Source organism: Pseudovibrio sp. POLY-S9, from assembly GCF_001431305.1.
GTDB lineage: Bacteria > Pseudomonadota > Alphaproteobacteria > Rhizobiales > Stappiaceae > Pseudovibrio.
In genome coordinates, this window is record NZ_LCWX01000165.1 from 1 (window position 1) to 26,896 (window position 26,896).

A 26,896-nucleotide genomic window follows, 5' to 3' on the forward strand; every position below is an offset into this window, starting at 1 on the left:
CCGCGCAAACAGGCCGGACACATGACTGCTTCTGACAAAGGTACCGATCATCTCAAAAATGTCTTGCAAAGCAGGAGCCATCCACACAAGCCATTCGTCAGCACTCTGCAGTCGCGCTCGGCAATGTCATTGGCTCCAATGTCTTTAATCTGCTGGCGATCATGGGCATCACGGTTACAATCATTCCAATCCCGATCCCAGAACAGATCCTCGTCTTCGACATCTGGGTCATGCTAGCCTGTGCTGTACTGCTGTATATCTTTGCCGCCAAGCGTCTGTGCCTTGGCAAAGCATGGGGCATATTCCTCAGCGTTGCCTATGTCGCTTACATCTACGGCGTATTTGCTCTGGATTTCGTCTAGGACACACAACTAAAACACTTCTGAGAGACCGCACCTGCCGTTGAATCGGATAAGGTGCGTTTCCATATTTTATTTCAGCATACACCGAGAGTAATTGGATCATGGCTAAAGACACATCTGACATGCCTGCTCAAGCAGAAGACAATGTCGATGTGCCCCAAAGCAATCCAGACATCCAGTTTGAAAGCAATGCAGCGCCGCGCAAACCTGGCGTAAAGGGTGTTGAAGTCATTGCAGACTTCGTAAAACGCTTGCCCCTTGGCCCCGGCGTCTACCGCATGTTTGATGAAGACGGCGAAGTCCTCTATGTGGGCAAAGCCCGGTCACTGAAAAAGCGCGTCACAAGTTACACTCGGCTTCAGGGCCAATCCAACCGCATCATGCGGATGATCATGGCAACTGCTGCCATGGAGTTCGTTGAAACCCGCACAGAACCAGAAGCATTGCTGCTGGAAGCAAACCTCATCAAGCGTTTGCGCCCTCGCTTCAATGTTCTCCTGCGTGACGACAAGTCCTTTCCATACATCCTGATCAGTGCCGACCATGAAGCCCCTGCCCTGATCAAACACCGCGGTGCTCGGGCCCGCAAAGGCGATTACTTCGGACCATTTGCATCCGCTGGCGCTGTCAATGACACAATCAACGCCATGCAAAAGGCGTTTCTCATCCGCAACTGCTCCGACAGCTACTATTCCAATCGCTCACGCCCTTGCCTGCTTTACCAAATCAAGCGTTGTGCAGCCCCCTGCACTGGTGAGATCTCCATTGAGGACTACAAAGGACTTGTCGCTGAAGCAAAATCCTTCCTCTCAGGCAAAAGCCAGCTCATCAAGCAAGACCTGGCGGTCGCTATGGAAAAAGCTTCAGATAACCTCGACTTTGAACAGGCGGCTGTCTATCGCGACCGCATTTCTGCACTGTCCCATGTCCAGAGCCATCAGGGCATCAATCCGCAGAGTATTGAAGAAGCAGATGTTTTCGCCACCTATCAGGAAGGCGGCCAGACATGCGTACAAGTCTTCTTCTTTCGCACAGGACAAAACTGGGGCAACCGCGCATACTTTCCTAAAGCGGATAAAAGCTACGAACCCTCGGAAATTCTGGAGAGCTTCCTCTCCCAGTTCTACGAGGATAAACCACCACCACGAATGGTCTTGCTCTCTCATGAATTGGAAGAGCAAGAACTACTGGCAGAAGCCCTCTCTGCAAGGGCCAATCGCAAGGTCGAAGTTGCAATACCAAAGCGCGGCGAAAAACGCGAATTGGTGGAGCATGCGCTCACCAATGCCAAGGGCGCTCTTGGCCGTAGGCTTGCTGAGACATCCAGCCAGCTGAAACTCTTGAAGGGCGTCGCTGAAGCCTTTGATCTGGACCGTACGCCACGTCGCATCGATGTTTTCGACAACTCCCACATCTCAGGCACCAATGCTGTTGGCGGAATGATTGTTGCGGGCTCAGATGGTTTTGCAAAAGGCCAGTACAGAAAGTTCAACATCAAGTCGGAAGACCTGATCCCGGGCGACGACTACGGAATGATGCGAGAAGTGCTCTCACGCCGTTTCGCCCGCTTGATGAAGGAGAACCCGGAAGGTTACGAGCAAGCTGCCCGTTTTACCGCACAATCAAAAACTGAGCAAAAAACCGGTGAAGAAGAGCAGGATGTTGCGCCATCCAATGCTGACATCCCTCCATGGCCTGATTTGGTGCTGATCGATGGCGGTAAAGGCCAGCTCAGCGCCGTCCGCGAAACACTCGAAGAGATGGGCATCACGGACATCCCATTGGTCGGCATTGCAAAAGGCCCAGACCGCGATGCAGGCCGCGAGAAGTTCTTCGTCACGGGCAAACAAAGTTTCATGTTACCTGAACGTGATCCGGTCCTGTACTTTGTGCAACGCATGCGAGATGAGGCACACCGCTTCGCGATCGGCTCCCACAGAGCCCGCCGCAAGAAGGCAATCGTCGCAAATCCACTGGATGAAATTGCGGGTATTGGTCCGACAAGAAAGCGCGTTCTACTTCGTCACTTCGGCACTGCAAAAGCAGTTTCAAAAGCTGGCATCGAAGATTTGCGAGCTGTTTCAGGAATCTCCGAAAGCATTGCAAAACTGATCTACAACCACTTCCACGAATAATCACGGGATAACGCATTGTTTTCACAAATAGAAAACGACTCTGCGCTATTCTCATCAAAACTTAACAACCAAAGGTGAGAGCAGTGCGTTCAGACAGGGTATTATCAAAGAAAAAACCGAATACCCCGATCTTGCTTCATCTGGTGCGCGTAGGAACACTTGCGGTCACCTTCTTGCTCCTCGCCTCTTTATTCGCTCCTGGAAACCTGTTGAGTGAAGCGGTAGCTTTCTTCATCCCTCAGCTTATCGCAGTGGGTTTTGTCGGTCTCCTACTCTGGCTCGTACTGGCCAGAAAGCTGCACTGGCTCCATTTACTCTGTCTCTTAGGATTGATCATCTCCAGCTTCTGGATGGTCACCAGCATCCGTCTCGTCACTCAACCTGTCGCAATTCTGGATAACCACCCCAAGAGCAAGTCGTTCAACGTCATGAGCCTCAATCTCCTGCATATGCAGTTCGAAAAGGAGGCCTTGCAAGAGCTGATTGAAAAACGTCAACCAGACCTGATCGTGTTTCAGGAAACCGCAAGCGCAACTCCCCGTCTGAAAACATTCCTTACAGAGAATTATCAATACGCTATCCTGCCCCCAGCAAAGCGCGACACTGATCTCACAGTCTTCAGCAAATTTCCGCTAAAGAACTCAAAACGGGTTCATATACCTGGCCTTGGGCAAAACGGGTACATCCCGCGCGAGTTTCTGAGCGCTGATGTCGACATCAGCGGCACCCTGATCCAGCTCTATGCAATCCATCCGGCAAGTCCACGCAGTCAACATCGTCTGGACGGACGGACGACCTACATGAATTACGTGTCAAATTACATCCGGGAACAGCGGACAGATTCACCCATTATGGTTTTAGGGGACTGGAACACCCCTGTCTGGTCAGATACCTTTCAGAAACTGCTTTCAGATTTGAAGCTGAAAACAACGTTCACCAGCCTCATTCCGCAGACAACTCGATATTTTATCAATCCATTTCTTGGAAAAGTGTTGGGATCAAAAGTCGATCACATCACCTCTTCTGAAGAAATTATAATCAAAGACCTCATAATTGACGAAGATGTCGGCTCAGACCATTTTCCAATCTTCGCGACACTTCACATATTACCCTAAAGTAAGCATATAATAACTTTATAGGGATCGGTCCGGAGGGAAATTTGGAATGCCACGAGAATTGCTTATATCCTTCGATGCAGACCAAACCCTCTTTGATTTTCAACGAATTCTGGACGAAGCCCTCATCACCACCGCAAGTTTTTTAAGCCATTACTCCGACAAACCCATCACGCCCAAACGCCTCAAAAAAATACATAAATCCCTCGTTGAAGACGCAGACCCCAACAACATTCGCTATCTGGAAATTCGAAGAGCTTCATTTGAACAAGCTCTTAATCCACTGAGTAATGCTAAGGATTTGTCTGAGCAGGCGCTGGAGATCTTCAAGAAAGTCCGTTTCGGGGACCCTTACTTTTACCCTCATGTCAAAGAAACGCTCGCGACGCTGAAGCGAAACTACAAGACAGCGCTCATCACCAACGGCAACTCATGCCCCAAAAGCGCAGGCATCGCTCACCTCTTCGATTTCGTGGTGATGGCAGAAGAGTACCCCTACAAAAAACCGGATCCCCGTCTCTTTGATGCCATGCTTTCAATGGCTGGTATGAGCCCCGACAAACTCATCCATGTCGGCGACTCTTTGGAGCACGACATTGCAGGCGCGAACAATATCGGTGCCACTTCTGTCTGGTTTAACCCTCTGCAGCATGCCAATCGATCCCCAGTTCTTCCGGATCATTCCATAGCCTGCATGCGTGAATTACCAAGTTTGGTTGCTGGATACGCCTCACGCTAAAAGTTTGCCGTGGAACCTTGTGAGTAACCTCCCAGGGTTCTGGCCTCTCTCACGAATCCATGTATGAAGACCTAATCAGATTGAACGCGATGAGGCGCGCCGCGCCGCGAAGGGCCAATGGCAAAACTATATTTCAATTTCTCCGCAATGAATGCTGGTAAATCCACTCTGCTGCTGCAGGCCTCCTATAACTATCAGGAGCGCGGCATGCGCAGTTTGCTGTTCACAGCAGCCCTCGACAATCGCACCAAGGTCGGAGAAATTTCATCGCGTATAGGTTTGAAATCAGACGCCCTCATCTACGACACAAAGCTTGATCTGTTCGCTTGTATTGAGGAACAACTCAAAGAGCACCAGTTCAACGCGGTCTTCATCGATGAAGCACAATTCCTGACAGAAGAACAGGTCTGGCAGCTGGCCCATGTTGCGGACCATCTTCGTATTCCTGTAATGGCTTACGGTTTGAGAACTGACTTTCAGGGCAAGATGTTTCCAGGCAGTGCCGCACTCCTCGCCATTGCAGATATCCTCCGCGAAGTGAGAACCATCTGCTGGTGCGGATCCAAAGCAACAATGGTGGCCCGCGTGGATGAAAGCGGAAACATTGTCGAAGAAGGTGATCAGGTTGTCATCGGCGGTGAGGAGTCCTACATCTCACTTTGCAGAAAACACTGGTCCATGCGCAAACTTGGAGAACCTAACGGTGAAAACAAGGATGCACTCGCAGACATGATGTGCGAACCTGTAGACCAATAAAACTACGTTTAGTCTGGGAGAATAAACATGGGCTTTTTCTCAAATCTGTTTGGCGGCAACAAAGATGAAAAATCAACGCCAGCTGCAAAGGCAGAAGAATTTGAAGGCTACCTGATTTACTCTGAACCTTCTCGCCGTGGTGGACAGTGGCAAACTGCGGGTCGCATCACCAAGCAATTTGATGAAGAGACCAAAGAGCATACCTTTATCCGCGCAGACACACATGGCTCTGAGGATGAAGCAAAAGAGTTCTCTTCACGCAAGGCAAAGCAGATCATTAAGGAAATGGGTGACGGGATGTTTACATAATCCCGTATACTCCCCCGAAGTCCTGCACAAATAAGCGTGCTACAATTGACAGGACGCACTTGGATGTGCACACCCTGCGTATGAGCGCTTGTTAGCCGCGTAAACTTGAAGGTTCATATGTCCCGTAAGCTTATATTTTCGCTTCCAAATATTCTTACTTACGGCCGTATTGCTGCTGTGCCAGCTCTGGCTGTGTGTTTCTATTTCCCAACCCACACTGCCCGTTGGATTGCATTGAGTATCTTCTTCATAGCTGCAATCACAGATTTCTTTGACGGCTACCTCGCCAGAATTTGGCAGCAACAGTCCGCTCTTGGTCGCATGCTGGACCCAATTGCCGACAAACTTCTTGTTTCTGTTTGCCTCCTTATATTGGCATGGGATCAGACAATCGGAAACTGGTCCATCTTTGCTGCCATCATCATTCTTTGCCGGGAAATCCTTGTTTCCGGCTTGCGTGAGTTCCTTGCTGAGCTTCGTGTATCAGTCCCTGTTACCAAACTGGCTAAATGGAAAACCACTGTCCAACTCGTTGCCTTGGGCTTTTTGCTCGCAGGTGATGCTGGCGATGTTGTTTTCCCCTACACCACATCAACTGGTATAGTGCTACTTTGGGTCGCAGCGATTTTGACCCTATATACGGGGTATGACTACTTCCGCGCCGGAATTGGCCATCTGATTGAAGACTAATTCCTGTAAGAGACAAGGCTTCCACAAAAAGGAAGCCATACAATACCGGGGCTCAATCTCATGAAAATTCGTTACTTCGCTTGGCTGCGTGAGCGCACTGGAACCTCTGAGGAAACCATTGAGCTTCCAGAAACTGTTAAAACCGCAGGCGAATTGATGAGTTGGCTCGCAGCTCGTGATGAAGGTTATGCATTTGCCTTCGAACAGCCAGAAACCATTCGCATCGCAGTCAATCAGGAACACGTAGAAGAAGATCACGTTTTGTCTGGAACTGAAGAAGTTGCATTCTTCCCGCCAATGACAGGCGGTTGAGGAACACCTTCCCTCCAGCATATCTCAGAGTCTGCGAGTACCATGTCAAACAGCACTATCACAGAATTTACAGTCCGCGTTCAGGCTGAAGATTTCGACGTTTTAGCGGAAACAGAAATCCTCACCAAAGGCCGTAAGGATGTCGGAGCTATCGTTACCTTCACCGGTCTTTGCCGCGATGAAGGCGGTACACTTGAAGCTCTAGAGCTAGAACATTACCCAGGCATGGCCGAAGCTCAAATCTCAAAGTTTGCGCAGCAAGCCGTTGAACGTTGGCCTCTGACAGGCCTCACGATCATTCATCGTTTTGGCAAAATTCCTCCAGGCGACAACATTGTTTTGGTCATAGCAACCAGCTCTCATCGTCGAGCCGCCTTCGAAGCTTCTGACTTTCTAATGGACTTCCTGAAAACTCAGGCACCATTTTGGAAGAAAGAGCATCTCAAAGAAGCATCCGAGGGAACTTGGGTCGAGGCCAAGGCAGTTGATGATGCCGATGCAGCGCGCTGGGACGAGCAGAAAACCAAATAGCGCCAGCATTCCATAAACATGCAGCACGCAACAATGAACTGGCACTTGCCTTGACATAGCCATGTTTGCCAGTTCAAATAGAAGCTAATTTGAGTTTATTAGGTCGCAATCGCGACCTCTTACCTTTTTTGCACCCAACAAACAGGTCTCTGATGTCTGCAGTTTCTGATCTGCAGCATGAGCGAGCACCTCATCCTGGGCTTTCCTTATGGGAAATTGTCAGCCTTGTTGCAGCGCTTATGGCGCTGAACGCGGTTGCGACGTCAATGATGCTCCCGGCTCTTCCAGCTATGAGCACTGCATTATCTGTCGCCGACAATGATCGCCAATTGGTGATCACAGCCTACATGCTTGGTCTCGCTTTTGCTTCTCTCTTTTTCGGTCCGCTTTCGGATACGATTGGTCGCCGAACCACGTTGCTGATAGGCCTCAGCCTGTACATCATTGGCGGAGTGTATTCGACATTCGCTGTAAGCTATGAGCACATGCTCGCAGCTCGAGCCCTCCAGGGTATCGGAGCTGCAGCGCCGCGCGTCGCATCCATTTCAATGATCCGAGACTGGTACAGCGGTCGTCAAATGGGCAAGGTGATGTCCCTGGTCATGGTGGCTTTCCAGATTGCCCCCGTGATTGCTCCATTTCTCGGACAGATCGTCCTGTGGGTCGCTCCATGGCAAGGCGTGTTCGCTGCCCTGACTCTGTTTGGAGTGCTCTTATTTGTCTGGTGTTCGATGCGCCTTCCTGAAAGCCTCGACCCTATAAACCAGCGCCCACTCGAATTACGTTCTGTCCTCAGTGCATATCGGTTAGCCCTCACCACTCGTGTGACTGTAGGCTACATGATGGCCATGACATTCATCTTTGCCTGCCTGTTCGCATTCATCAATTCTGCGCAGCAAGTCTTTATGGAGCGCTTTGCGCTCGCTGACCTGTTCCCAATCGTGTTTGCAGCAATCTCAATCGCGATGGCTCTTTCCTCCTACCTGAACTCTCAAATGGTGGAGAAATATGGCCTCAGAAGAATGTCGCATATGGCATTGCTTGGCTTTACCGCAACTTCTGTTTTGACAGCAGCAATTGCCTACAGTGGTAGTCTGACCATCGTGTCATTCATAGCAATTCAATCACTGGCAATGTTCTTCTTCGGCTTCATCGGCCCGAACTTCAACACCATGGCAATGGAACCATTGGGGCGCGTTGCAGGCGCTGGCTCGGCCATGATTGGCTTCATCACCACATTGATCGGCGCCCTGCTCGGTGCTGGAGTTGGCAAGTTGTACAATGGGACCGAACTTCCCCTCGTCTATGGTGTCGCTTTGTTCTCGATCCTTGGCTTGATCTGCGTGCTGATCACAGAAAACGGCAAACTCTTCAAACCGCAGCACGAACAACAGCTCGCAACCGAATAAAACGAGAAAGCCCGCCACTCAGTCAGAGCAGCGGGCTTTGAATTTTCATGCAGCGAAGAAATCAGCTTGCAACAAGCAACTCTTCTTTCGCAGGCTGTACAGCAGCCATGTAATCCTCGATCATCAGCTTCGTAATATCGCCCGGAACAAAACTGTGCGGCCCGATTTCAGAAACCGGTGTCACTTCAGCAGCAGACCCAGTCAGGAAGCACTGTTCAAAGCCTTCCATCTCTTCAGGCATGATACGACGCTCAATCACTTCGATACCGCGAGCACGCGCTAGATCAATCACAGTGCGGCGCGTTATGCCATCAAGGAAACAGTCCGCAATCGGAGTGTGGATTGCCCCGTCTTTGATGAAGAAAACATTCGCGCCAGTCGCTTCAGCAACACGGCCCTGCCAGTCCAGCATCAGAGCATCGGAATAACCTTTTGCTTCCGCAGCATGCTTGGAGATTGTGCAGATCATGTACAGACCAGCTGCCTTCGACTTGAACGGTGCAGTCTTTGGATCAGGGCGACGGTATTCCGCCAGATCCAGACGAATACCCTTCAAACGCTCTTCTGGAGAGAAGTAGCTTGGCCACTCCCAGGCAGCAATCGCCAGATGGATGGTGTTGGACTGAGCGGAAATGCCCATCATCTCACTGCCGCGCCAGGCAACCGGACGCAGGTAAGCATCTGTCAGGTTGTTCTCAATCAGCATCTGTTTACACGCACCGTTAATCTGCTCTTCGCTCCACGGAATAGTGAAACCCAGAACCTCTGCAGAAGCATGCAAGCGCTTGGTGTGTTCTTCCAGCTTGAAGATCTCGCCGCCATAGGCGCGTTGACCTTCGAACACACTGCTTCCGTAGTGCAATCCGTGCGTGAGCACGTGCACCTTGGCCTCTGACCACGGAACAATTTTTCCATCCAACCAGATTGAGCCTTCTAGTTGATCAAAGGGTATACCCGCCATTTCTCTTCTCCATATGGCGAACAATTCACGGTGCAGGCAAGGCAAGGACTTGCCAGTCAAGGTGTGTTCTAGCTAAATCAATGAGTTTATAAAGGACAGGTATACAGAGCAGCCGTATTACAACTACAGATGATCAATACCTACCCACGACGTAAAACCGATGAAGAAACTAATTTTTCAACTATTGCGCACATGCGACATGTTGAGTTCTTTCCTTTCTTCAGCGATGAGTAACTTGTAACTATCATTCTGAAATAAGTCAACATGACTGACGTATTTTTTATGAGATTAAAAAATAGGCAGTTATCCGGGACAGGAAATGAATAAAAAAGACAGCGATTCACCACGGTTTGACCTTATTGAACTGTTTTTCTTCGCTTATCGCGATTTTACGGGTGATCCGGATGTGCTTCTCGATGAGCTGGGTTTTGGTCGTGCCCATCACCGTGTTCTTCATTTTGTGCACAGAAACCCCGGAATCAGAGTCTCTGACCTGCTCGACATTTTAAAAATCACGAAGCAAAGTTTAGGACGTGTTTTGAAACAGTTGGTGGATGATGACTTCATTTGTCAGGAACCAGGAGCGTTGGACCGCCGTCAGCGCCTGCTATATACCACTGAAAAAGGTACAGAATTTTGTGCCCGACTATCCAAACTCCAGTCCCAACGTATTAATAAGGCGATCTCCATGATGCCAGATGGCAGTGATGAGATTGTCCGCCAGTTTTTATATCTTATGATTGATGAGAATGATCGCAGCGAAGTTGCCCGTCTCATCACCAAACAAACAGATTGAGGAATTACCGTGGCCCGCTCTGCTCTTCTGGAAGATGATGCACCTCACATTCTCCTGATTGATGATGACAGCCGTATCCGCGACCTGCTCCAAAGGTTTCTCGGAGAAAGCGGCTTTCGGGTAACCGTCGCAAGAGACGCAGTAGAAGCCCGCCGCAGATTATCCGGCCTGGAGTTCGACCTACTCATTCTGGACGTCATGATGCCGGGCGAAAGCGGAATTGAGCTCGCAAAAGACCTGCGCCGTTCCAAAGCTGTCCCCATCCTCATGCTTACAGCCCGCTCCGATATTGAAGATCGGATTGAAGGACTGGAAGCTGGCGTCGACGATTATGTCTCAAAACCGTTTGAACCACGCGAATTACTCCTTAGAATTTCCGCCATCCTCCGCAGAGGTGGCCCAAAGCCAAAAATGAAACTCGAAGTGTTGGCGTTCGGCCCGTTTCAATACAATGCAGAACGCGGTGAACTAAAACGCAATGACGAACATGTCCGCCTGACTGATCGCGAAAAACAAATCCTCAACATCTTCGCGGAAAAGCCTGGTCAAACTGTAGCACGAACTGATCTGGTGGGAGCAGATGCTGCACTTGGCGAGCGCACAATCGACGTTCAGGTGAACCGCTTGAGAAGAAAGATTGAGGAAGACCCCGGCAATCCCCTATACCTGCAGACCGTGCGTGGGATAGGTTATCGGCTTATTACCAACTAGCTGCCATTATAGCAGCCAGCGCACAGGCGAGCAGCGAGAGGACAATGGGCTTATCAGACCGGTTCACACTTCCACAATGGATCAGAACGCTTTTAAAGCCCTACTTCGCGGTGACCAGCTGGCTGCATTATCGGCTTCCGAAGGGCCTTTATGTCCGTGCTCTGCTGATCATCGTTATCCCCTTCCTGATCCTGCAATCAGTCCTCGCTTTCGTTTTCATGGAGCGCCACTACGATCTGGTAACGCGCCGCCTGTCTGAAGCGGTGGTGCGGGAAATCGCTGCTGTCGTCGATATGACCGAGACCTATGCTCATGACGATAATTACGCCACGCTTAAAAGGATTAGTGCAGGTGCATTAGGTCTGTCCGTGTCAGTCCTTCCCAAAGAGCCACTTCCAGCAGCAAAGCCTAAACCACTCTTCGATTTGGTCGACCGATACATGACCCGCGAGATCGCGGCTCGTATTGGAAAACCATTCTGGATTGATACAGTGGGCGCAGCCCGGTTCGTTGAAATCCGCATCCAGCTGGAAGACAAAACCCTTCGCATCATCGCTCGTCGCAGTCAGACATATGCGTCGAACTCACACATCTTCATCGTCTGGATGGTCGCCACCTCGCTGGTCCTGATTATCATCGCGGTCTTGTTCCTCAGAAACCAAATCCGGCCAATCGAGCAACTGGCAGATGCTGCTGAGGAATTCGGCAAAGGCCGGCAAGTCTCCAACTTCCGTCCACATGGCGCTCGTGAAGTCCGCCGTGCCGCTCTTGCTTTCGTGGACATGCGCCGCAGAATTGAACGCCATGTTGATCAGCGCACAACCATGCTTGCAGGCGTCAGCCATGACCTGCGAACCATCCTCACGCGGTTCCGTCTTGAGCTTGCCCTGCTTCCTCAATCTCCTGAGGCAGATGCTCTGCGTAAAGACGTTGACGAAATGAACCGCATGTTGGAGGACTATCTTTCCTTCTCCAAAGGTTATGGTGACGAGCCGCCTGCCCCAGTCGATATCTCGCTCATGCTGGAGGATCTGGAGGTCGAGGCAGAGGTTGTTGGCGCTGACGTTGCATCCTCCTTCGACGGAGATCCCCTTGTCATCGTCAAAGGCCGGGCCTTCCGACGCTGTCTTTTGAACGTGATTTCCAATGCCGCACGCTATGGCAAGACGCTGCGCATCAAGGGCAATCGAACACCCGACTGGCTGATTATTACAGTTGATGATGACGGTCCGGGTATCCCTCGTGAAGAGCGGGAGAACGTCTTCCGTCCCTTCCACAGGCTTGATACGGCCCGTAATCAGGACAGCGGTGGCTCAGGCCTCGGCCTGGCAATTGCAAGGGATATTGTGAGAAGTCATGGGGGGGAAATCTTCTTGCGCCAGTCTCCACTGGGCGGCCTGCGCGTTCGCATTCGCATTCCGATCTAGCTCACAGTGTGCACAAACACCAATAGCACCACATGACCTCTCATGCAGTGTTGAACCAGAATTCCCGGAAGTCGGGATGAGCAAGGCGGCAGGCAACACCTGCGCTATTTGTTAGTAATGAGTCTTCGGCATCAGCTACACGCCTTGCCCGGGCTTTCTTGTAATGAACTACGTCGCCTCTTTTGCCTATAAGGCACGATAGCCGGTTTCCCGGAAAGACAATGGCTTATCCAGGCAGGTTTCCATGCCCAAACAGTTCCTCCGTCTTTGACTGACACCTTCGCAAAAGCAAGTCTCCCTGCCGGTACATCTGCATCTGTCACCGCGTGATACCCTATAGTCCTGGGCCCTTCCCCTCAAACCATGCGGTCACGTTTGAAGTTCGGTTCACCGGACCACTGAAAGGTGCGTTACGTCTTCCAACAGCCCCGCCCAACCTACGACAAACTGACGGTCGCTCCGCCAGCAGCCCGTTACGTAGGCATAGGTTCAGAATATGAGAGGATTTCAGGAGGGGAATAAGTTTTTCCCCTCACGTCATAAAGGTCCGGCAAACCTTGAGCGAACTCTAGTGCATCCGTCCACCGTTAGGCACCTTGCTGTCGGGATGGAGCAAAACGATATCTCCATTCTCATCCGCTAGCCCAAGTGTCAAAACCTCAGACATAAATGGCCCGATCTGTCGCGGTGGGAAGTTCACCACAGCAATCACCTGACGGCCAACAAGTGCCTCAGGCGTATAGTGAGCAGTGATCTGAGCAGACGTTCTCTTCACGCCAATATCATCACCAAAATCAATCTTCAGTTTGTAGGCAGGTTTACGCGCCTCGGGAAAATCAACAGCTTCGACAACAGTGCCAACACGCACATCTACATTCAAAAAATCATCAATACCAATGGTTTTCGTATCTTCTTTTTGGTCCATATTCTTCTCAATAACTCAAATTACAGCGTATCTTTATCCGAAAAGTGGAAACCGATTTTCGAATAAAGATACACAAAAACAAAGGCCAAAGCAGTTCAAGTGTTTCAACTTAAATGCGAACTGCTTTAGGGGCTGGCTTCAGCCCCACCATTCGCAGTTTCAGGTGGAGGTGTGCTTTTACCTGTTGGGCGTGAAGGTCTCTGGCACAAACGTCCCAGCCCTTCAATAAAGGGAGCTGCCACTTTCTCAACACGGCAAGCGCGGCCCATCCATTTTTCACCGTTCGCCAGCATGTCGTCGACGGCAACCATAACCTTCGGGTGTCCCGGCGCGTCATCCTCAAGCCAAACCCGAACCAACCGCTCAAAACCCAAAGCCAAAGCATTGGACATACCGACACTGCGCAAACCAAATTCTTCAATGCCTGCTGCCACCAGCATCCACTTCATCGAGCGTGTCACCAGCTTGTGCATGTGCATGGCCAAAGCCGGGTCTTTCACCACTGTTTTGCGTAGGTTCCGGATCGCCTCTCTATGCGGTTCCATGATATCAAGCCGGCACATGAGGACGTCAAACAGCCGATCACGCCGTGTCTCATCCATCAGGTCAGGATCACGCTCTTTCAGAACTTTCTGGTCAATGTCCTGCATAAACGCTGCCAGCAGATCCAGCTTTCCATTGCAACACGCCCGCACCACCTCAATCTTCACACCAGCATTATCCGCGATCGCTGTATAAGTGATCTCTTCAATCCGGTGTGTTTCCAGCAACTCAATAAAACTTGCGATGACTTTCTGATGGGTCTTTTCGGTGGGCATGGCACGCTCCTGTATGGCCAACACTCCAGAGCGCATTCCGTTTGATTGGCTTCAATCAAACGCTAAGAATTCGCTCCACTAAAGAAGTTAGAGTGCGGAGCGTGAATGTAAATGAACGCGACCTGCTCTAACTACGCATCAACACCTAATCATACACACAGGAGCAGCACAGATACAAAGAAAAAGCCTCAGTCTAGTAACCGAGGCTTTACTTCAATATCGAGCAATTTTGGAACCTGCTGAAAACGTATCTCCAAGAAGTGGAAACCGATTTTAGGCTAAAGAGACGCGACAACAAAATCTAAAGCAGCGCGGCAGAACCTGCACAAACAGGCGCAGCTTTAGTCAGCAAGTTCTGTGGCGCGATGAGCTGCCTTTGCAACAGCCTCACTCATCAGGTTTGTCAAAGCATCATCTCCCATCAAAACGGAAAGCGCAGCAGCTGTCGTCCCACCGGGAGAGGTCACATTCCTGCGCAAAACATCAGCATTCTCGGGAGATTGATGGAGCAGCTCACCAGAGCCTGCGACTGTTCCGCGAGCTAAAGCCTCTGCAAGCTCGGCATTCAACCCCAATCGTTGACCAGCCTCACTCATGGCTTCAACCAGATGGAACACGTAGGCAGGACCGGAACCGCTGACAGCTGTTGCCAGATCAATCTGCTCTTCAGCATCCACCCAGTAAAACGCGCCAATTGTTTCAAGCAGGGAGCTCATCAAAGCCTTTTGCTCATCCTGAACTTCAACAGAAGCATAACCTGCAGTCACACCTCGCCCTACCTGAGAAGGCGTATTCGGGATCACGCGCACAACAGGCTGGGCTGCTCCAAACGTATCTTTAAAGCGCTTGATTGTTGTGCCCGCAGCAACAGAAAGGATGATGCTGCCCTCATCGGCAACATCAGTAAGCGTTGGCAGCACCTCTTCCATCATTTGTGGCTTGATAGCCATCAACAGCACACCCGCCACAACACCTTCTGGCACGCTCTTGTGCCAGGGGATGCTGTGTGCAGTGATGGTTTCAAGTGTGTCTGATGGTGGGTTAGGGTCAACAACCACAACATGTTCAGGTGCCATACCCTGCTTCATCCAGCCAGCAAGCATGGCACCACCCATTTTGCCTGCTCCAATCAGAACAAGCGGGCGTTCATTCGTTAGTTTCATGCATCACCGGCAGTTTCAAACATCACAGTTTCCATCGCTTCCTGTGCTGTTTTGCCAGCCCACACGACAAACTGGAACGATTGATAATACCGCTCACATGAATCAAGAGAATTAGAGAAAAGGACTTCTATCTGAGATGAATTGGCTTCTGCACCACCAGCCAGCAAAAGCGACTGACGGAAGATAACAACACCTTCACGACCCCAGATATCAAAATGCCCCATCCACTGCTGCTCGTTAATGAGCGCAAGCAGACGAACAATCTCATCTTTTCTGGGAGCAGGAACCTTGAGGTCGAACGCACTTGCCATATGCAGTGCTTCCAACTCTTCCATCCATGAAAAGGTTACGTGGTAATCACACCAAGTCCCTGTAACCGATATGGAAATCTCGTCATCACCAAGGCGTTCAAAGGACCAGTCATTACCGGTTGCAAGGTTTTCAATGGTATCAACCGGATTCAGGGGGCGTTCCGTGCCGAACTCAATAAGGCTCATTTCCGGTCCTCTTTCCGTTTGAGGAATGGTTTGTCTACCCACTCCGGATGGACGCGGGTCGAGTGATCATGGACCAGACACTTACGTGCTCTTGGATAGAAGCATGTACTACAAAGGAAGTTCCAGACCGGAACTGTTGATGCAGGACATCGAATCCCTTTTTTGCCAATATACCGATAGATTTGGCCTTTCCCCTATAGGGGGAATAGACAGATCATTGCGAAAATTGTGGACGACTCAAAGCCGCCCACAGCATATTCACATGTAATTTTCAGCCAAACCTACGCTTTGTCTTCTGGCGCAGCTTTTTCATCTAGATCGGCAAGGCGCTTTTCTACTGCTGCAAGGCGCTCTTCAAGCTTTTCAACTTCATCAAGCGCTTTGATCGCCATGTCTTTGACTGTGTCAAACTCATCACGCGAAACCAGATCCATATCCGACATGAAACGCTCGGCCTGCGCTCGGAATGCGGTTTCTACTTCCCGCTTCGCACCTTGCGCAACACCAGCGGCATCGGTCATCAGCTTTGCAAACTCGTCAAACATACGATTTGGAGACTGGCTCATGGCGTCCTCTTTAAATTTCTCTCTCACAAACAAGTATTGGTCCGGCCCGCCAGTTTCAAGCGCTGAGAGCTGATTTGCACCCAGAACCCTAAAGAACCTGTCAGTAAGATGTCGAAAGCTTGTGTTGAACACCTGCCACAAACCACTTGACCAAATCCTTCACTTATCGGAATGCTCGCTGAACTGAAGCGCATGAGGTTTGATAACCTCCGATCAAACACTTGCAATGCGCTCAAACAAACCGAATTAGAGTAAAGTGCGTGAGGGTCTCTGAGCGCAGGGCACTTTAATAACAGAAGGGTTTCATATGCCGCTCTTAGCAATACCTTTCCCGATGATTGATCCGGTTCTGATTGAATTCGGACCACTGGCCATCCGTTGGTATGCACTGGCATATATCGCCGGAATTCTTCTTGCATGGCGCTACATGATCGTAACCGTCCGCAACGCACCACTCTGGAACAAGACAGCTCATCCAACAGCAACAGACATCGACGACTTCGTCATGTGGGCAACGCTCGGCATTGTTCTGGGTGGGCGCCTCGGCTACGTCCTGTTCTACAATCTGCCCTACTACCTCGCCAATCCAGCAGACATTCTGGCTGTCTGGGAGGGAGGCATGGCCTTCCACGGTGGTCTGTTGGGCATGATTGTTGTGCTGATCATCTATTCCAGAGCACGTGGCCTGTCTGGCTGGACCATGTTTGATCTGGCCGCCATCGCCGCCCCAATCGGTCTCTTTTTCGGGCGTATCGCCAACTTCATCAACTCAGAGCTATGGGGCCGCCCGACAGATGTGGCATGGGCCGTTGTCTTCCCAACCGGCGGGCCAGAACCAAGACACCCAAGCCAGCTTTATGAAGCAGCGCTGGAAGGAGCACTTCTGTTCTTCGTGCTGCGCCTGTTGTCCCATCGCTTCAAACTGCTGCAAAAACCGGGCGTTCTCGCAGGCAGCTTCGCCATCGGTTATGGTCTGGCACGCACCTTCGTAGAATTCTACCGCGTACCGGATGCCCACATCGGCTACCTCGCAGGCTTCTTCACTATGGGGATGCTGCTGAGTCTGCCGATGGTTTTGATCGGCATAGCGGTCGTAATTTGGGCTCTCAAAAGAAACACGGAAATCAAAGAAGCAAAATGACCAGCTCTGCGTCCACGCCACTTCAGGAAAAAATCAAAAAGCGCATCGCCGACCATGGTCCAATGACCCTCGCTGAATATATGGGCATATGCCTCTCTGATCCCGAGTATGGCTACTACATGCGCCAGCAGCCATTCGGGACGAAAGGTGATTTCACCACGGCACCAGAAATCTCACAGCTGTTTGGCGAGCTGATCGGTGCCTGGCTTATGCATCAATGGCTTTCGCAGGATTTGAAAGGCCCGGTGAATCTGGTCGAAATGGGTCCGGGCCGCGGCACTTTAATGAAAGACATCCTGCGTGTTATCTCGTTACGCCCGCAGATGCTCGCCAACATTCAGATTCACCTGGTCGAAACCAGCCCATCCTTACGCAAAGCACAGCGCAAACTGCTCAAAGCCTACACAATCAAGTGGCACGACACGCTGGAGACCATCCCGGATGGCCCAACCCTGCTCGTTGCCAATGAACTTTTCGATGCTCTCCCAATCCACCAGTACCAGCTCACCGAGCACGGCTGGCGTGAGCGCTGTGTTGGGCTGGATGCCGATGGCAATCTGACATTTGGCATCGGCTCAGGCACTCTGTCTCCGGCAGACGTCGCCAAAGCCGGTTTACAGGCAAAACTGGGCGATACGCTGGAGCTGTCTCCAGCCTCCACCGCAATTGCCTCACAAATCGGTCAGCGCCTTAAAGCAAACGGTGGTGCTGCTCTGCTCATAGATTACGGCTATGCAAAGACGGCTACAGGCGACACGTTTCAGGCCCTCAAGAAGCACGAATACGTCTCCACGCTGGAACATTGCGGTGAAGCGGACTTAACCGCCCACGTCAACTTTCAGGCACTCGCCAGCGCAGCCACTGCAGAAGGGGCAAACGTGCACGGCCCAATCGGTCAGGGCGAGTTTCTCCTCGGTCTTGGACTGCTGGAGCGCGCAGGGCAACTTGGGACTGGCAAATCCACTCTGGATCAGGACCAGATCCGCAAAGACGTGGAGCGCCTCGCAGCCGATGACCAGATGGGCACGCTCTTCAAAGTCCTTAGCATCACCAATACCTCAGAAAAACCAATTCCTTTCCAGAATTGAACGCATCGAAGCAGGGAGAAGCCAATGATTAAAGTGCCAGAGCTTGAAGCAATGCAATGCCTTTCACATGGCTTCTTCACCCGCAAAGGAGGTGTTTCCTCCGGCATCTACAAAGGCCTCAACGTCGGCCTGGGCTCAAGCGATGTCCGTGAAGACGTTCTGGAAAACCGCCGCCGTGTTGCCGATCAACTCGGCACAACACCTGAACGGATGGTTACCCCCTACCAGATCCACTCGGCCAAGGTGCTGAACGTATCTGCGCCCTTTACTGAGGAAGATGACAGGCGCGCAGACGCTCTCGTCACCAACACTCCCGGCCTCGCCATTGGCATCCTGACCGCAGACTGCGGCCCGATCCTGTTCGCTGATCCGGACAACGGAATTATCGGCGCAGCCCACTCAGGCTGGAAAGGCGCCGTCGATGGCATCCTGCCCAACACCGTTCAAGCCATGCAACAACTGGGTGCAAATCCATCGAACATCACAGCTGTGATGGGCCCGATGATCTCACAGCAGGCTTATGAGGTTGGCCCGGAGTTTGTGGTGCGCTTCCTCGAACAGTCTCAGGACAACAAGCGATTCTTCGTTCCCTCACAAAAATCACTGCACAGTATGTTTGATCTACCGGCTTTCATCAAAGCCCAACTGGACAAACTTGGCCTCAAAGACGTCATCGACCTCAAACTATGCACCTATGCGGATGCGGACAGGTTCTTCTCCTACCGAAGAACCACCCATAACAAAGAACCAGATTACGGACGTCAGATATCAACTATCATGTTGACCGCCTGATTGTGCTGACGGACGAGCAAGAGTAAGTTCTGTTTCACATTGCTTTGCAAACTATGGATTGGGAGAAAACCATGGCCCTGCACTTTGCACCGGAAGAATTTGCTGAGCGCCGTGTTGCTCTGGACGCCAAACTCAAAGAGCGTCATCTCGATTGCCTGCTGATCTTCGCACAGGAGAGCATGTATTGGCTGACAGGTTTTGACACCTTCGGCTATTGCTTCTTCCAGTGCTTGATCTACCGCCCTGGTGAAGAACCTATCCTTCTCACCCGCTACGCTGATCTGCGCCAAGCCCGCAACACCTCCAACCTCAAAGACATTCGCCTCTGGATGGACGTCGCAGGCAAATCTCCGGTTGGTCAGGTAAAAGAGCTTCTGTTTGATCTCGACCTGCTCGGCACCCGCATCGGCGTGGAATATGACACCCACGGCCTCACCGCTGCCAATGGCCGGTTGCTGGACGAATCTCTGCACTCCTTTGCAGACGTCGATGACGCTTCCGACATCATAAAGGAGCTCCGTCTGGTCAAATCGTCAACTGAGCTGGAATATGTCAGAACCGCAGGCAAACTCGCCGATGCTGCTTTCCTTGCCGGTATGGAGGAAATCAAACCCGGAGCCGACGAAGGCCGCATTCTGGCTAAGATGCAAAGCGCAGTGTTTGAAGGCGGCGGCGACTATCCGGCAAACGAATTCGTCATTGGCTCAGGCCCAGACGCCCTTCTCTGCCGCTACAAATCTGGTCGCAGAACCCTCTCAGAAAACGATCAACTCACCATCGAATGGGCGGGGGTTTACCGCCATTATCACGCTGCCTCCATCCGCACAGTTATTCTGGGAGAGCCAACGCCGCGCCATCTGGAACTCCACCGCGCCGCAAAAGATGCCCTTCTGGCCGTTGAACAAGCCATGCAGGTGGGCAACACGTTTGGCGATCTGTTTGCTGCACACGCCAACATTCTGGATGATCGCGGCCTGATGCCACACCGCCTGAATGCCTGCGGATATTCACTTGGTGCCCGCTTCACACCAAGCTGGATGGAGCCGCCCTACATGGCTTTCAAAGAAAATGCACATGAAATTCATGAAAACATGGTGTTGTTTATGCACATGATCATCATGGATTCAGACAGCGAAACCGCTATGACTTTGGGCCAAACCTACATCACACACGCAGATGGGCCTGAAAGCTTATCACAGCTTTCTCTCGACCTCCCTGTGAAGGCAGGGTAAAGACTGCCATAATTAACCTTTACGAATCTATTGGGGCACCCCACGCTGATTCTCTGAGTGGACTTTAAGGACTGACATGCTGAAGCTCGTACTTTTACCTCGGGTATTAATCATTGCCGCTATGGCAATTCTTGCAGGCTGTGCGGCAAACCCTCTTCCCCCTTCCAGCATCGGGGACATGATTGAAACCAAGTCAGCTCCTCCGACTGTCTCTCCGGCAAAAGCAACTTTTGCATTTGAGCAGCTGACCGGACTGCCTGGCAATATTGCCGACGATCTCTCTGAGCAACTGGGGAATCGCGCAGCAGCAGCGAATCTCAACCTCGTCAGACGCGTTGGTGCACCAGCAACGTACCGAGTCAAAGGATTCTTGACCGCGGCTGGCGATCAGTACACCACCACCGTCTTCTATGTATTTGATATTATTGACGCAAATGGAAACCGTGTTCACCGGATTGATGGCCAGGAGCAAACTGGCGGCAACTCTGGCGATCCATGGGCTGATGTTTCAAGCGATGCACTGCGAAGAATTGCGACCAGAACAATTGCTTCTTTAGAAGCATGGTTACACAGCAAGTGACCTAATAAAATCAAATAGATACACGATTACGCAGCTCAGCTTTTGCAAAAAAGCTGAGCTGCTGTGCGTTCTGGCTATTGTCGGCTTAAGACGAGGTTGCTAAAAGGCGCGCAAGGCGACCTGTCAGGACGCCTTACCAGAAGAAATCGGGTTCCACCAAGGGACGCAAATTTCCACCTCACCACCGACAAATGTCACAGGGTGAGATCAAAGCCCAAGAAGGACTTGCGGGTTATGAAAATCGTCGCGGGTAACTCCAATCGCGCGCTGGCCGAGCAAATTTCAAAGTATCTTGATGTACCATTGTCGAAGTGCCAGGTTCGCCGCTTTGCAGACCAAGAAATCTACGTTGAAATCCAGGAGAACGTGCGCGGTGAGGACGTCTTTGTCATTCAGCCTACAAGCTATCCGGCAAATGACCACCTCATGGAACTGCTGATCATCATTGATGCGCTCCGCCGTTCTTCAGCACGTCGCATTACCGCAGTGGTTCCATACTTTGGCTACGCCCGTCAGGACCGTAAGTCAGCGCCTCGTACGCCAATCTCTGCGAAACTTGTTTCCAACCTGATCACCAATGCTGGTGCAGACAGAGTGCTTACACTCGATCTGCATGCTGCGCAGATTCAGGGCTTCTTCGACATCCCAACCGACAACCTTTACGGTGCGCCGGTGATGACCCGTGACATCAAAGAGCACTATGACACAACCAACGTCATGGTTGTTTCTCCGGATGTTGGCGGTGTGGTTCGTGCGCGTGCACTAGCAAAGCGCATTGAAGCTCCTCTGTCCATCGTTGATAAGCGCCGCGACAAGCCTGGTGAATCCGAAGTCATGAACATCATCGGTGATGTGAGCGGCTACGATTGTATCCTTGTGGATGACATCGTCGATTCTGGCGGAACCCTTTGCAACGCAGCAGATGCACTTCTTGCTGCTGGTGCTAAGTCCGTCACGGCCTACATCACACATGGTGTCCTTTCAGGTGGCGCAGTGGCACGCGTTTCAGCATCCAAGCTCAAAGAACTGGTAATCACTGATTCTATCGAGCCAACGGCTGCTGTCCAGGCTGCTCCAAACATCCGCACTATTTCGATCGCCCCACTCATGGGCGAAGCGATCAACCGCACATCTCAGGAACGCTCTGTTTCCAGCTTGTTCGATTCATAACGAGCTCTAATCACAAGCTTTGAGAAACCGGGGTACGCCTCGGTTTTTCTTATTGTAGGCTCAGCAGTTGCCCTTGCTCTTTCTGGGAGTATCGGTTATACGAGCCGCGTACGTCGACACCCTTGGAGGAGGCGTGCGAAGTTGGCCGTAGTTGAGCGCAGAAATCTGTCGCTCCCGCGGCCTTACTTTTATAATCAAACTAGGAGATTCCACCATGGCAAACAGCTATGAGCTGAAAGCACAGGTGCGTGAACGGGCCGGCAAGGGGGCCGCTCGTGCAGCTCGTCGTGAAGGTCTTGTACCAGCAGTAATCTACGGCGACAAAAAAGAAGCAGTGTCTATCAGCCTGCCAATTAAAGAAGCAACCATGACCCTGCATAAGGGCGGTTTCCTGTCTCACGTCGGCACAATCGACCTGAACGGCGAAAAGACTTCTGTAATTGCAAAAGACTTCCAGCTGCATCCAGTAAAAGACACTCTGATGCACGTTGATTTCCTGCGTGTTTCTGCAAACGCTACCCTGACCGTAGAAATCCCAGTGAAGTTCCTCAACGAAGAAACTTCCCCAGGTCTTAAGCGCGGTGGTGTTATCAACGTTGTACGTCACACCGTTGAAATGACTGTTCCAGCGAACGCTATCCCAGAAGCTCTCGAAATCGATCTTGGTGAAGCTGACCTCGGTTCTTCTCAGCATATCTCTGCTGTTAAGCTCCCAGCTGGTTGTGCTCCGACCATTACAGACCGCGACTTCACAATCTCCACGATTGTTGCACCAGCAGGTCTGAAAGAAGACGACGCTTCTGAAGAAGGTGAAGGCGAAGAGTAATTCTCTAACTAGGGTTTGGAACAATACCTATGAAGCTGTTAGTCGGCCTCGGTAATCCAGGCCCTAAATACGAGAGTAATCGTCACAATATCGGGTTCATGGCGGCAGATGAAGTTCATCGCCGCCATAGCTCATTCAGCCCGTGGCGGGCTCGCTTTCAGGCTCAGGTTTCTGAAGGCACTTTGGCAGGTGAAAAAGTCCTGCTGATGAAGCCAATGACCTACATGAACGAATCCGGTCGTTCCGTAGGTGAAGCACTCCGTTTCTACAAGCTCACCCCACAAGATGTTGTCGTGCTCTATGACGAGCTGGACCTGCCTCCTGCGAAGTTCCGCATGAAGAATGGCGGCGGTCACGGAGGCCACAATGGCCTGCGCTCCATCACAGCACACATCACGGATGCCTATCGCCGTGTACGCCTTGGTATTGGCCATCCCGGCCATAAAGACCGCGTACATCAATGGGTCCTGGGTGATTTTGCAAAAGCGGATCAGGAGTGGCTTGAGCCTCTTCTGGAGGCAGTTGCAGACAACGCTCCTTTGCTTGCACAACATCACGACAACCAGTTCGCCAACAAGGTGACACTGGCAACACGCCCGGAAGGCTCTGGTAAACCTTACAAAAAGGACAGCTCGCGCGAGGCTGCTGTTAAAAAGAAGCAGGACCCTGCCAAGCCGGAACCAGAAAAAAAGCCAGCTCCAAAAGCAACGGGCTATCAGGACAAAGAAGCTAACAAAAAAGGGCCGCTCGCGTCAGCGCTTGAGCAGCTGTTTGGATCGAAAGGACAAGAATAAATGGGTTTTCAGTGCGGCATCGTCGGCTTGCCTAACGTTGGTAAGTCTACCCTCTTCAACGCTCTGACGAAGACAGCAGCAGCGCAGGCAGCAAACTATCCGTTCTGCACCATTGAGCCAAACACTGGTGATGTTGCTGTGCCGGATCCACGCCAGTCCAAGATTGCAGCAATCGCTAGCTCCAAAGAGATCATCCCGACCCGCCTGACTTTCGTAGACATTGCAGGCCTCGTGCGCGGCGCGTCCAAAGGGGAAGGCCTGGGCAACCAGTTCCTCGCTAACATCCGCGAAGTAGACGCAATCGCACACGTTCTGCGCTGCTTTGAAGATGATGACATCACGCACGTTGATGGCAAGATCGATCCAATCGCTGATGCAGAAACAGTCGAAACCGAACTGATGGTTTCTGATATGGAAAGCCTCGAAAAGCGTATTGCACCGCTTGCCAAAAAAGCGAAGTCTGGCGACAAAGACGCCAAGATGGCTCTTCCGATCATGGAACAGGCCTTGGCAATTCTTCAGGATGGTAAGCCAGTGCGCGCGCTTGGCCTCACCGATCCGGAAGACGTCAAACAGCTCGAAATGCTGAACCTGCTGACATCCAAGCCAGTTCTCTACGTGTGTAACGTGGAAGAAGAATCTGCAGACAAAGGTAACAGCCTGTCCGCTAAGGTTCAGGCTATGGCAGAAGAGCAAGGCGCAGCCTCCGTTGTCATCTCAGCCGCGATTGAAGCAGAAATTGCACAGCTGGAAGACGAAGAGCAGCGTGAATACATGGCTGACATGGGCTTGGAAGAGCCTGGCCTAGACCGTTTGATCCGCGCAGGCTACGACTTACTACACCTGATCACCTACTTCACAGCTGGCCCAAAAGAAACACGCGCCTGGACCGTATCAAGAGGCACCAAAGCCCCTCAGGCTGCTGGCGTCATCCATACGGACTTTGAACGCGGCTTCATTCGCGCACAAACCATCGCTTACAACGACTACGTTGAGCTTGGCGGCGAAAACCCGGCTAAAGAAGCAGGTAAAGCACGCGACGAAGGCAAGGAATACATCGTTCAGGATGGCGATGTGCTGCTCTTCAAGTTCAACACATAAGTCTATGGCACAATCGCTATAAAGCAAAAGGCGCTCAATCGAGCGCCTTTTTTATTGAAAAATCAATGAGATAAGAATCAAATATCTAACAAAACAATCTCACTGGAAGCTTCTGCCTCCACATCAGCCACGTGGACTTCTCTCACGCCTTGCGCGATCAGCTTGTCAAGAATACTTGGCTCAACGCCGCTATCCACGATCAGCATATCTGCTTGAGCACATGAGTTGGCAACAAACCGGCTCGGAACGCCAATCTTGCTGGAGTTACACAGCACCATAGTTCGCTTGCAAGACGCCATGACGGCCCGCGCGAACTTAGCCTCCTCTTCCACGTAGTACATGAGATCCCCCTCAGTGGACAAACCGACAGGACAAATGATCCCCCAGTCCGCCTCAAGGCTCTCAACCGTACCCAGAGCAATCGGCCCCAAAGCCCCCTGCCCGTCGGTATAGAGATTGCCACCAATCACATGGATGTCTGCAGCCGTCTCAGCCCCAATCATCATTGAGGCGACTGCGTATGAGTTGGTCGAAACCTTTATCTGCGGCACCTGAGCAAGATGCTGCGCCAGGATTGTCATTGTGCTTCCGGACTCAACAACCACATGGTCACCAGTCTTGAAGAATGAAGTCGCCAGCCGACCAATTGCATACTTCTCGATGTAATGGCTGCGAAGCCTTACTCGATAGGCATCCTGATCTCGTGGCATGAGGAAGCAAATAGAATTGTCGAAGAGTTCAAATTCCTCACGATCCGACAGCACCTTCGCCAGACTGGTGAGTTCTTCAAAATCCATTCCTAAAATATCTGCCGCAGCAGTCAATGAAATACGTCTGTGGCGCTTAACCAGATTGGCGAGAACGTCCACCATTAAGTCATTAATCATCTAAATTGGCCTAGATCCAAGATACTATTCCGGTAGTAAACAATGTTCATTTTTATCGAAGAAGATTAAAATTTATCAACTATTCAGAAGAATGAAATCTTCACTGTCAGCATCCTCGGAAATCGCATGAAAAACGCGCGCTTTTCTAAGATGATGGTCGACTTCAGCAAAGCCTAATTCCCCATTATTATCAGTAATAAAGACATCAACACCCTGCATTGTTTGCGCGGTGTAGCGGCTGGGAACGCCCAACTTGGAACTGTCACTCAACATCATAGTTTTCTGCGCACTGCGCTGCATAAGCAAGCTGGTTTCAGCATCAACCTTGTGGAAGTAGCAGGCCCCTTTTTGAATACACATGCTCGTAGGGCTAAGGATGGTCCAGTCCACCTTCAGGTCACGAATACGCGCCTGCGTCTCCTCACCATGAAGCGCAGTGGTATGCGCTTCCAGCCTACCGCCAATCAACTCAACACTACACGTGCGACTGTGCCGGACAAGGCTCTCCGCAATCAGCGGGCTTGTCGTTGCGATGGAGAGATTTTTCTTCTCTTTCAGATGATTGGCAAAAAGGGAAAGCGTACTGCCCGCCTCAATCAGCAAACTTTCACCATCCTTAATCAGGCTGGCAGCAAGTTTGCCAATGGCATTCTTCTCTGCAAACCGAGAGTGCATGCGCACGCTGATATCACTCTCTGCAATGGCTTCATTCGAAACCAGGGAACTGCCTCGCACGCGCATGATACTGTTGTTTTCCAGGCCATCAACGGCATACAGGATCTCATCGACAGAGCAATCCAGTACAGTGGCCAGTAAGGAGAGCCGTATCGTTCTATAGCGTCGCACCAATTCGATTATGCGGACGATCACAACACAACCCTCGTGTACAATTTTATTTAATCTTTCATAAAATTAGTCAAATACCGTTTGAATGTAAAGCTAAGATCGATTGCCGGTGATGTCGCGGCCAAAAATCACCTCGTCACGCAGCGGTATGCCGTGCAAGCCTGTGACTGGTATTTCTGGCTTTACCTTACGTTCCTCATCAATGACGCCCTGCACC

The 26,896-nt window shown here is 51.2% G+C and carries 30 protein-coding genes; 22 read left to right on the forward strand and 8 right to left on the reverse strand.

The window, feature by feature from the left end:
• Positions 1-92 precede the first annotated feature (92 nt).
• From PPL9_RS15625 to PPL9_RS15670, 10 genes are all read left to right on the forward strand, one after another.
• On the forward strand, positions 93-362 hold the full coding sequence (locus tag PPL9_RS15625) for a hypothetical protein (RefSeq protein WP_280139060.1): 270 nt from the start codon (positions 93-95) through the stop codon (positions 360-362).
• Between the two features lie 122 nt (positions 363-484).
• A complete protein-coding gene (gene uvrC / locus PPL9_RS15630) occupies positions 485-2,497 on the forward strand; it encodes an excinuclease ABC subunit UvrC (protein ID WP_244273402.1) in 2,013 nt (670 codons plus the stop codon).
• A 209-nt stretch (positions 2,498-2,706) separates the two neighbouring features.
• On the forward strand, positions 2,707-3,612 hold the full coding sequence (locus tag PPL9_RS15635) for an endonuclease/exonuclease/phosphatase family protein (RefSeq protein WP_208989401.1): 906 nt from the start codon (positions 2,707-2,709) through the stop codon (positions 3,610-3,612).
• Positions 3,613-3,661: 49 nt separating this feature from the next.
• A complete protein-coding gene (locus PPL9_RS15640; RefSeq protein ID WP_057463576.1) occupies positions 3,662-4,351 on the forward strand; it encodes an HAD family hydrolase in 690 nt (229 codons plus the stop codon).
• Positions 4,352-4,468: 117 nt separating this feature from the next.
• Entirely contained in the window at positions 4,469-5,107 is a 639-nt protein-coding gene (locus PPL9_RS15645) for a thymidine kinase (RefSeq protein WP_057463577.1), read from the forward strand.
• Positions 5,108-5,134: 27 nt separating this feature from the next.
• Positions 5,135-5,416, forward strand: coding sequence for an HlyU family transcriptional regulator (locus PPL9_RS15650; RefSeq protein WP_057463578.1), 282 nt, complete (start codon positions 5,135-5,137; stop codon positions 5,414-5,416).
• 117 nt (positions 5,417-5,533) lie between these two features.
• Entirely contained in the window at positions 5,534-6,106 is a 573-nt protein-coding gene (pgsA, locus tag PPL9_RS15655) for a CDP-diacylglycerol--glycerol-3-phosphate 3-phosphatidyltransferase (protein ID WP_057463579.1), read from the forward strand.
• 60 nt (positions 6,107-6,166) lie between these two features.
• Positions 6,167-6,418 (forward strand): molybdopterin converting factor subunit 1, encoded by a 252-nt coding sequence (gene moaD, locus PPL9_RS15660; protein WP_057463580.1) that lies wholly within the window; start codon positions 6,167-6,169, stop codon positions 6,416-6,418.
• A gap of 42 nt (positions 6,419-6,460) precedes the next feature.
• The gene (locus tag PPL9_RS15665; RefSeq protein ID WP_057463581.1) at positions 6,461-6,949 is read left to right on the forward strand and encodes a molybdenum cofactor biosynthesis protein MoaE; all 489 of its coding nucleotides are present in this window, start codon (positions 6,461-6,463) and stop codon (positions 6,947-6,949) included.
• Between the two features lie 152 nt (positions 6,950-7,101).
• Positions 7,102-8,358 (forward strand): multidrug effflux MFS transporter, encoded by a 1,257-nt coding sequence (locus PPL9_RS15670; protein ID WP_057463582.1) that lies wholly within the window; start codon positions 7,102-7,104, stop codon positions 8,356-8,358.
• 61 nt (positions 8,359-8,419) lie between these two features.
• Here the strand turns inward: PPL9_RS15670 and PPL9_RS15675 are convergent, their stop codons facing one another.
• Entirely contained in the window at positions 8,420-9,319 is a 900-nt protein-coding gene (locus PPL9_RS15675; RefSeq protein ID WP_057463583.1) for a branched-chain amino acid aminotransferase, read from the reverse strand.
• Between the two features lie 319 nt (positions 9,320-9,638).
• Here PPL9_RS15675 and PPL9_RS15680 point away from each other — a divergent pair, with 319 nt between their 5' ends.
• From PPL9_RS15680 to PPL9_RS15690, 3 genes are read left to right on the forward strand one after another with little or no spacing between them, the layout of a single operon-like run.
• A complete protein-coding gene (locus PPL9_RS15680) occupies positions 9,639-10,115 on the forward strand; it encodes a MarR family transcriptional regulator (RefSeq protein ID WP_057463584.1) in 477 nt (158 codons plus the stop codon).
• 9 nt (positions 10,116-10,124) lie between these two features.
• Complete coding sequence (locus PPL9_RS15685) at positions 10,125-10,826, forward strand: response regulator transcription factor (RefSeq protein WP_057463585.1); 702 nt, start codon at positions 10,125-10,127, stop codon at positions 10,824-10,826.
• A 44-nt stretch (positions 10,827-10,870) separates the two neighbouring features.
• Positions 10,871-12,253, forward strand: a complete 1,383-nt coding sequence (locus PPL9_RS15690; protein WP_057463586.1) for an ATP-binding protein — start codon at positions 10,871-10,873, stop codon at positions 12,251-12,253.
• 568 nt (positions 12,254-12,821) lie between these two features.
• Here the strand turns inward: PPL9_RS15690 and PPL9_RS15695 are convergent.
• From PPL9_RS15695 to PPL9_RS15715, 5 genes are all read right to left on the reverse strand, one after another.
• Positions 12,822-13,178, reverse strand: coding sequence for a tRNA-binding protein (locus tag PPL9_RS15695; RefSeq protein WP_057463587.1), 357 nt, complete (start codon positions 13,176-13,178; stop codon positions 12,822-12,824).
• Between the two features lie 125 nt (positions 13,179-13,303).
• Positions 13,304-13,996: a hypothetical protein gene (locus PPL9_RS15700; protein ID WP_057463661.1), complete on the reverse strand. Its 693-nt coding sequence runs from the start codon at positions 13,994-13,996 to the stop codon at positions 13,304-13,306.
• 341 nt (positions 13,997-14,337) lie between these two features.
• Entirely contained in the window at positions 14,338-15,159 is an 822-nt protein-coding gene (gene proC, locus PPL9_RS15705; protein WP_057463588.1) for a pyrroline-5-carboxylate reductase, read from the reverse strand.
• Positions 15,156-15,656: a YbjN domain-containing protein gene (locus PPL9_RS15710; protein ID WP_014286739.1), complete on the reverse strand. Its 501-nt coding sequence runs from the start codon at positions 15,654-15,656 to the stop codon at positions 15,156-15,158. Before PPL9_RS15710 ends, proC begins: the two co-directional genes overlap by 4 nt.
• 281 nt (positions 15,657-15,937) lie before the next feature.
• Positions 15,938-16,222, reverse strand: a complete 285-nt coding sequence (locus PPL9_RS15715) for an accessory factor UbiK family protein (protein WP_057463662.1) — start codon at positions 16,220-16,222, stop codon at positions 15,938-15,940.
• Between the two features lie 307 nt (positions 16,223-16,529).
• On the opposite strand from PPL9_RS15715, the gene lgt reads away from it, so the two are divergent.
• The 9 genes from lgt (at position 16,530) to ychF (ending at position 24,946) form a co-directional block, all read left to right on the forward strand.
• A complete protein-coding gene (gene lgt, locus PPL9_RS15720) occupies positions 16,530-17,363 on the forward strand; it encodes a prolipoprotein diacylglyceryl transferase (protein WP_057463589.1) in 834 nt (277 codons plus the stop codon).
• Complete coding sequence (locus tag PPL9_RS15725) at positions 17,360-18,451, forward strand: class I SAM-dependent methyltransferase (protein ID WP_057463590.1); 1,092 nt, start codon at positions 17,360-17,362, stop codon at positions 18,449-18,451. Before lgt ends, PPL9_RS15725 begins: the two co-directional genes overlap by 4 nt.
• Positions 18,452-18,475: 24 nt before the next feature.
• Positions 18,476-19,243 (forward strand): peptidoglycan editing factor PgeF, encoded by a 768-nt coding sequence (gene pgeF, locus PPL9_RS15730; protein WP_057463591.1) that lies wholly within the window; start codon positions 18,476-18,478, stop codon positions 19,241-19,243.
• A gap of 71 nt (positions 19,244-19,314) precedes the next feature.
• A complete protein-coding gene (locus PPL9_RS15735; RefSeq protein ID WP_208989402.1) occupies positions 19,315-20,475 on the forward strand; it encodes a Xaa-Pro peptidase family protein in 1,161 nt (386 codons plus the stop codon).
• A gap of 76 nt (positions 20,476-20,551) precedes the next feature.
• Complete coding sequence (locus tag PPL9_RS15740) at positions 20,552-21,055, forward strand: hypothetical protein (protein WP_057463593.1); 504 nt, start codon at positions 20,552-20,554, stop codon at positions 21,053-21,055.
• 234 nt (positions 21,056-21,289) lie between these two features.
• Positions 21,290-22,225, forward strand: coding sequence for a ribose-phosphate pyrophosphokinase (locus PPL9_RS15745; RefSeq protein ID WP_057463594.1), 936 nt, complete (start codon positions 21,290-21,292; stop codon positions 22,223-22,225).
• Positions 22,226-22,439: 214 nt separating this feature from the next.
• On the forward strand, positions 22,440-23,051 hold the full coding sequence (locus PPL9_RS15750) for a 50S ribosomal protein L25/general stress protein Ctc (protein WP_057463595.1): 612 nt from the start codon (positions 22,440-22,442) through the stop codon (positions 23,049-23,051).
• A 29-nt stretch (positions 23,052-23,080) separates the two neighbouring features.
• Positions 23,081-23,845, forward strand: a complete 765-nt coding sequence (gene pth, locus PPL9_RS15755; protein ID WP_057463596.1) for an aminoacyl-tRNA hydrolase — start codon at positions 23,081-23,083, stop codon at positions 23,843-23,845.
• A complete protein-coding gene (ychF, locus tag PPL9_RS15760) occupies positions 23,846-24,946 on the forward strand; it encodes a redox-regulated ATPase YchF (protein WP_057463597.1) in 1,101 nt (366 codons plus the stop codon). It begins immediately after the preceding gene.
• Between the two features lie 77 nt (positions 24,947-25,023).
• Here the strand turns inward: ychF and PPL9_RS15765 are convergent, their stop codons facing one another.
• Positions 25,024-25,833 carry a DeoR/GlpR family DNA-binding transcription regulator gene (locus tag PPL9_RS15765; protein ID WP_208989403.1) on the reverse strand — a complete coding sequence of 270 codons (810 nt, stop codon included), beginning with the start codon at positions 25,831-25,833 and terminating at the stop codon, positions 25,024-25,026.
• Positions 25,834-25,908: 75 nt separating this feature from the next.
• Positions 25,909-26,703, reverse strand: coding sequence for a DeoR/GlpR family DNA-binding transcription regulator (locus tag PPL9_RS15770; RefSeq protein WP_057463598.1), 795 nt, complete (start codon positions 26,701-26,703; stop codon positions 25,909-25,911).
• Positions 26,704-26,896: the final 193 nt, after the last annotated feature.

Coding starts and splice junctions, on each gene's coding strand:
- uvrC (WP_244273402.1), top strand. CDS start 485: ATGCCTGCTCAAGCAGAAGACAATGTCGATGTGCCCCAAAGCAATCCA.
- PPL9_RS15640 (WP_057463576.1), top strand. CDS start 3,662: ATGCCACGAGAATTGCTTATATCCTTCGATGCAGACCAAACCCTCTTT.
- PPL9_RS15645 (WP_057463577.1), top strand. CDS start 4,469: ATGGCAAAACTATATTTCAATTTCTCCGCAATGAATGCTGGTAAATCC.
- PPL9_RS15650 (WP_057463578.1), top strand. CDS start 5,135: ATGGGCTTTTTCTCAAATCTGTTTGGCGGCAACAAAGATGAAAAATCA.
- pgsA (WP_057463579.1), top strand. CDS start 5,534: ATGTCCCGTAAGCTTATATTTTCGCTTCCAAATATTCTTACTTACGGC.
- moaD (WP_057463580.1), top strand. CDS start 6,167: ATGAAAATTCGTTACTTCGCTTGGCTGCGTGAGCGCACTGGAACCTCT.
- PPL9_RS15665 (WP_057463581.1), top strand. CDS start 6,461: ATGTCAAACAGCACTATCACAGAATTTACAGTCCGCGTTCAGGCTGAA.
- PPL9_RS15670 (WP_057463582.1), top strand. CDS start 7,102: ATGTCTGCAGTTTCTGATCTGCAGCATGAGCGAGCACCTCATCCTGGG.
- PPL9_RS15675 (WP_057463583.1), bottom strand. CDS start 9,319: ATGGCGGGTATACCCTTTGATCAACTAGAAGGCTCAATCTGGTTGGAT.
- PPL9_RS15680 (WP_057463584.1), top strand. CDS start 9,639: ATGAATAAAAAAGACAGCGATTCACCACGGTTTGACCTTATTGAACTG.
- PPL9_RS15690 (WP_057463586.1), top strand. CDS start 10,871: ATGGGCTTATCAGACCGGTTCACACTTCCACAATGGATCAGAACGCTT.
- PPL9_RS15695 (WP_057463587.1), bottom strand. CDS start 13,178: ATGGACCAAAAAGAAGATACGAAAACCATTGGTATTGATGATTTTTTG.
- PPL9_RS15700 (WP_057463661.1), bottom strand. CDS start 13,996: ATGCCCACCGAAAAGACCCATCAGAAAGTCATCGCAAGTTTTATTGAG.
- proC (WP_057463588.1), bottom strand. CDS start 15,159: ATGAAACTAACGAATGAACGCCCGCTTGTTCTGATTGGAGCAGGCAAA.
- PPL9_RS15710 (WP_014286739.1), bottom strand. CDS start 15,656: ATGAGCCTTATTGAGTTCGGCACGGAACGCCCCCTGAATCCGGTTGAT.
- PPL9_RS15715 (WP_057463662.1), bottom strand. CDS start 16,222: ATGAGCCAGTCTCCAAATCGTATGTTTGACGAGTTTGCAAAGCTGATG.
- lgt (WP_057463589.1), top strand. CDS start 16,530: ATGCCGCTCTTAGCAATACCTTTCCCGATGATTGATCCGGTTCTGATT.
- PPL9_RS15725 (WP_057463590.1), top strand. CDS start 17,360: ATGACCAGCTCTGCGTCCACGCCACTTCAGGAAAAAATCAAAAAGCGC.
- pgeF (WP_057463591.1), top strand. CDS start 18,476: ATGATTAAAGTGCCAGAGCTTGAAGCAATGCAATGCCTTTCACATGGC.
- PPL9_RS15735 (WP_208989402.1), top strand. CDS start 19,315: ATGGCCCTGCACTTTGCACCGGAAGAATTTGCTGAGCGCCGTGTTGCT.
- PPL9_RS15740 (WP_057463593.1), top strand. CDS start 20,552: ATGCTGAAGCTCGTACTTTTACCTCGGGTATTAATCATTGCCGCTATG.
- PPL9_RS15745 (WP_057463594.1), top strand. CDS start 21,290: ATGAAAATCGTCGCGGGTAACTCCAATCGCGCGCTGGCCGAGCAAATT.
- PPL9_RS15750 (WP_057463595.1), top strand. CDS start 22,440: ATGGCAAACAGCTATGAGCTGAAAGCACAGGTGCGTGAACGGGCCGGC.
- pth (WP_057463596.1), top strand. CDS start 23,081: ATGAAGCTGTTAGTCGGCCTCGGTAATCCAGGCCCTAAATACGAGAGT.
- ychF (WP_057463597.1), top strand. CDS start 23,846: ATGGGTTTTCAGTGCGGCATCGTCGGCTTGCCTAACGTTGGTAAGTCT.
- PPL9_RS15765 (WP_208989403.1), bottom strand. CDS start 25,833: ATGATTAATGACTTAATGGTGGACGTTCTCGCCAATCTGGTTAAGCGC.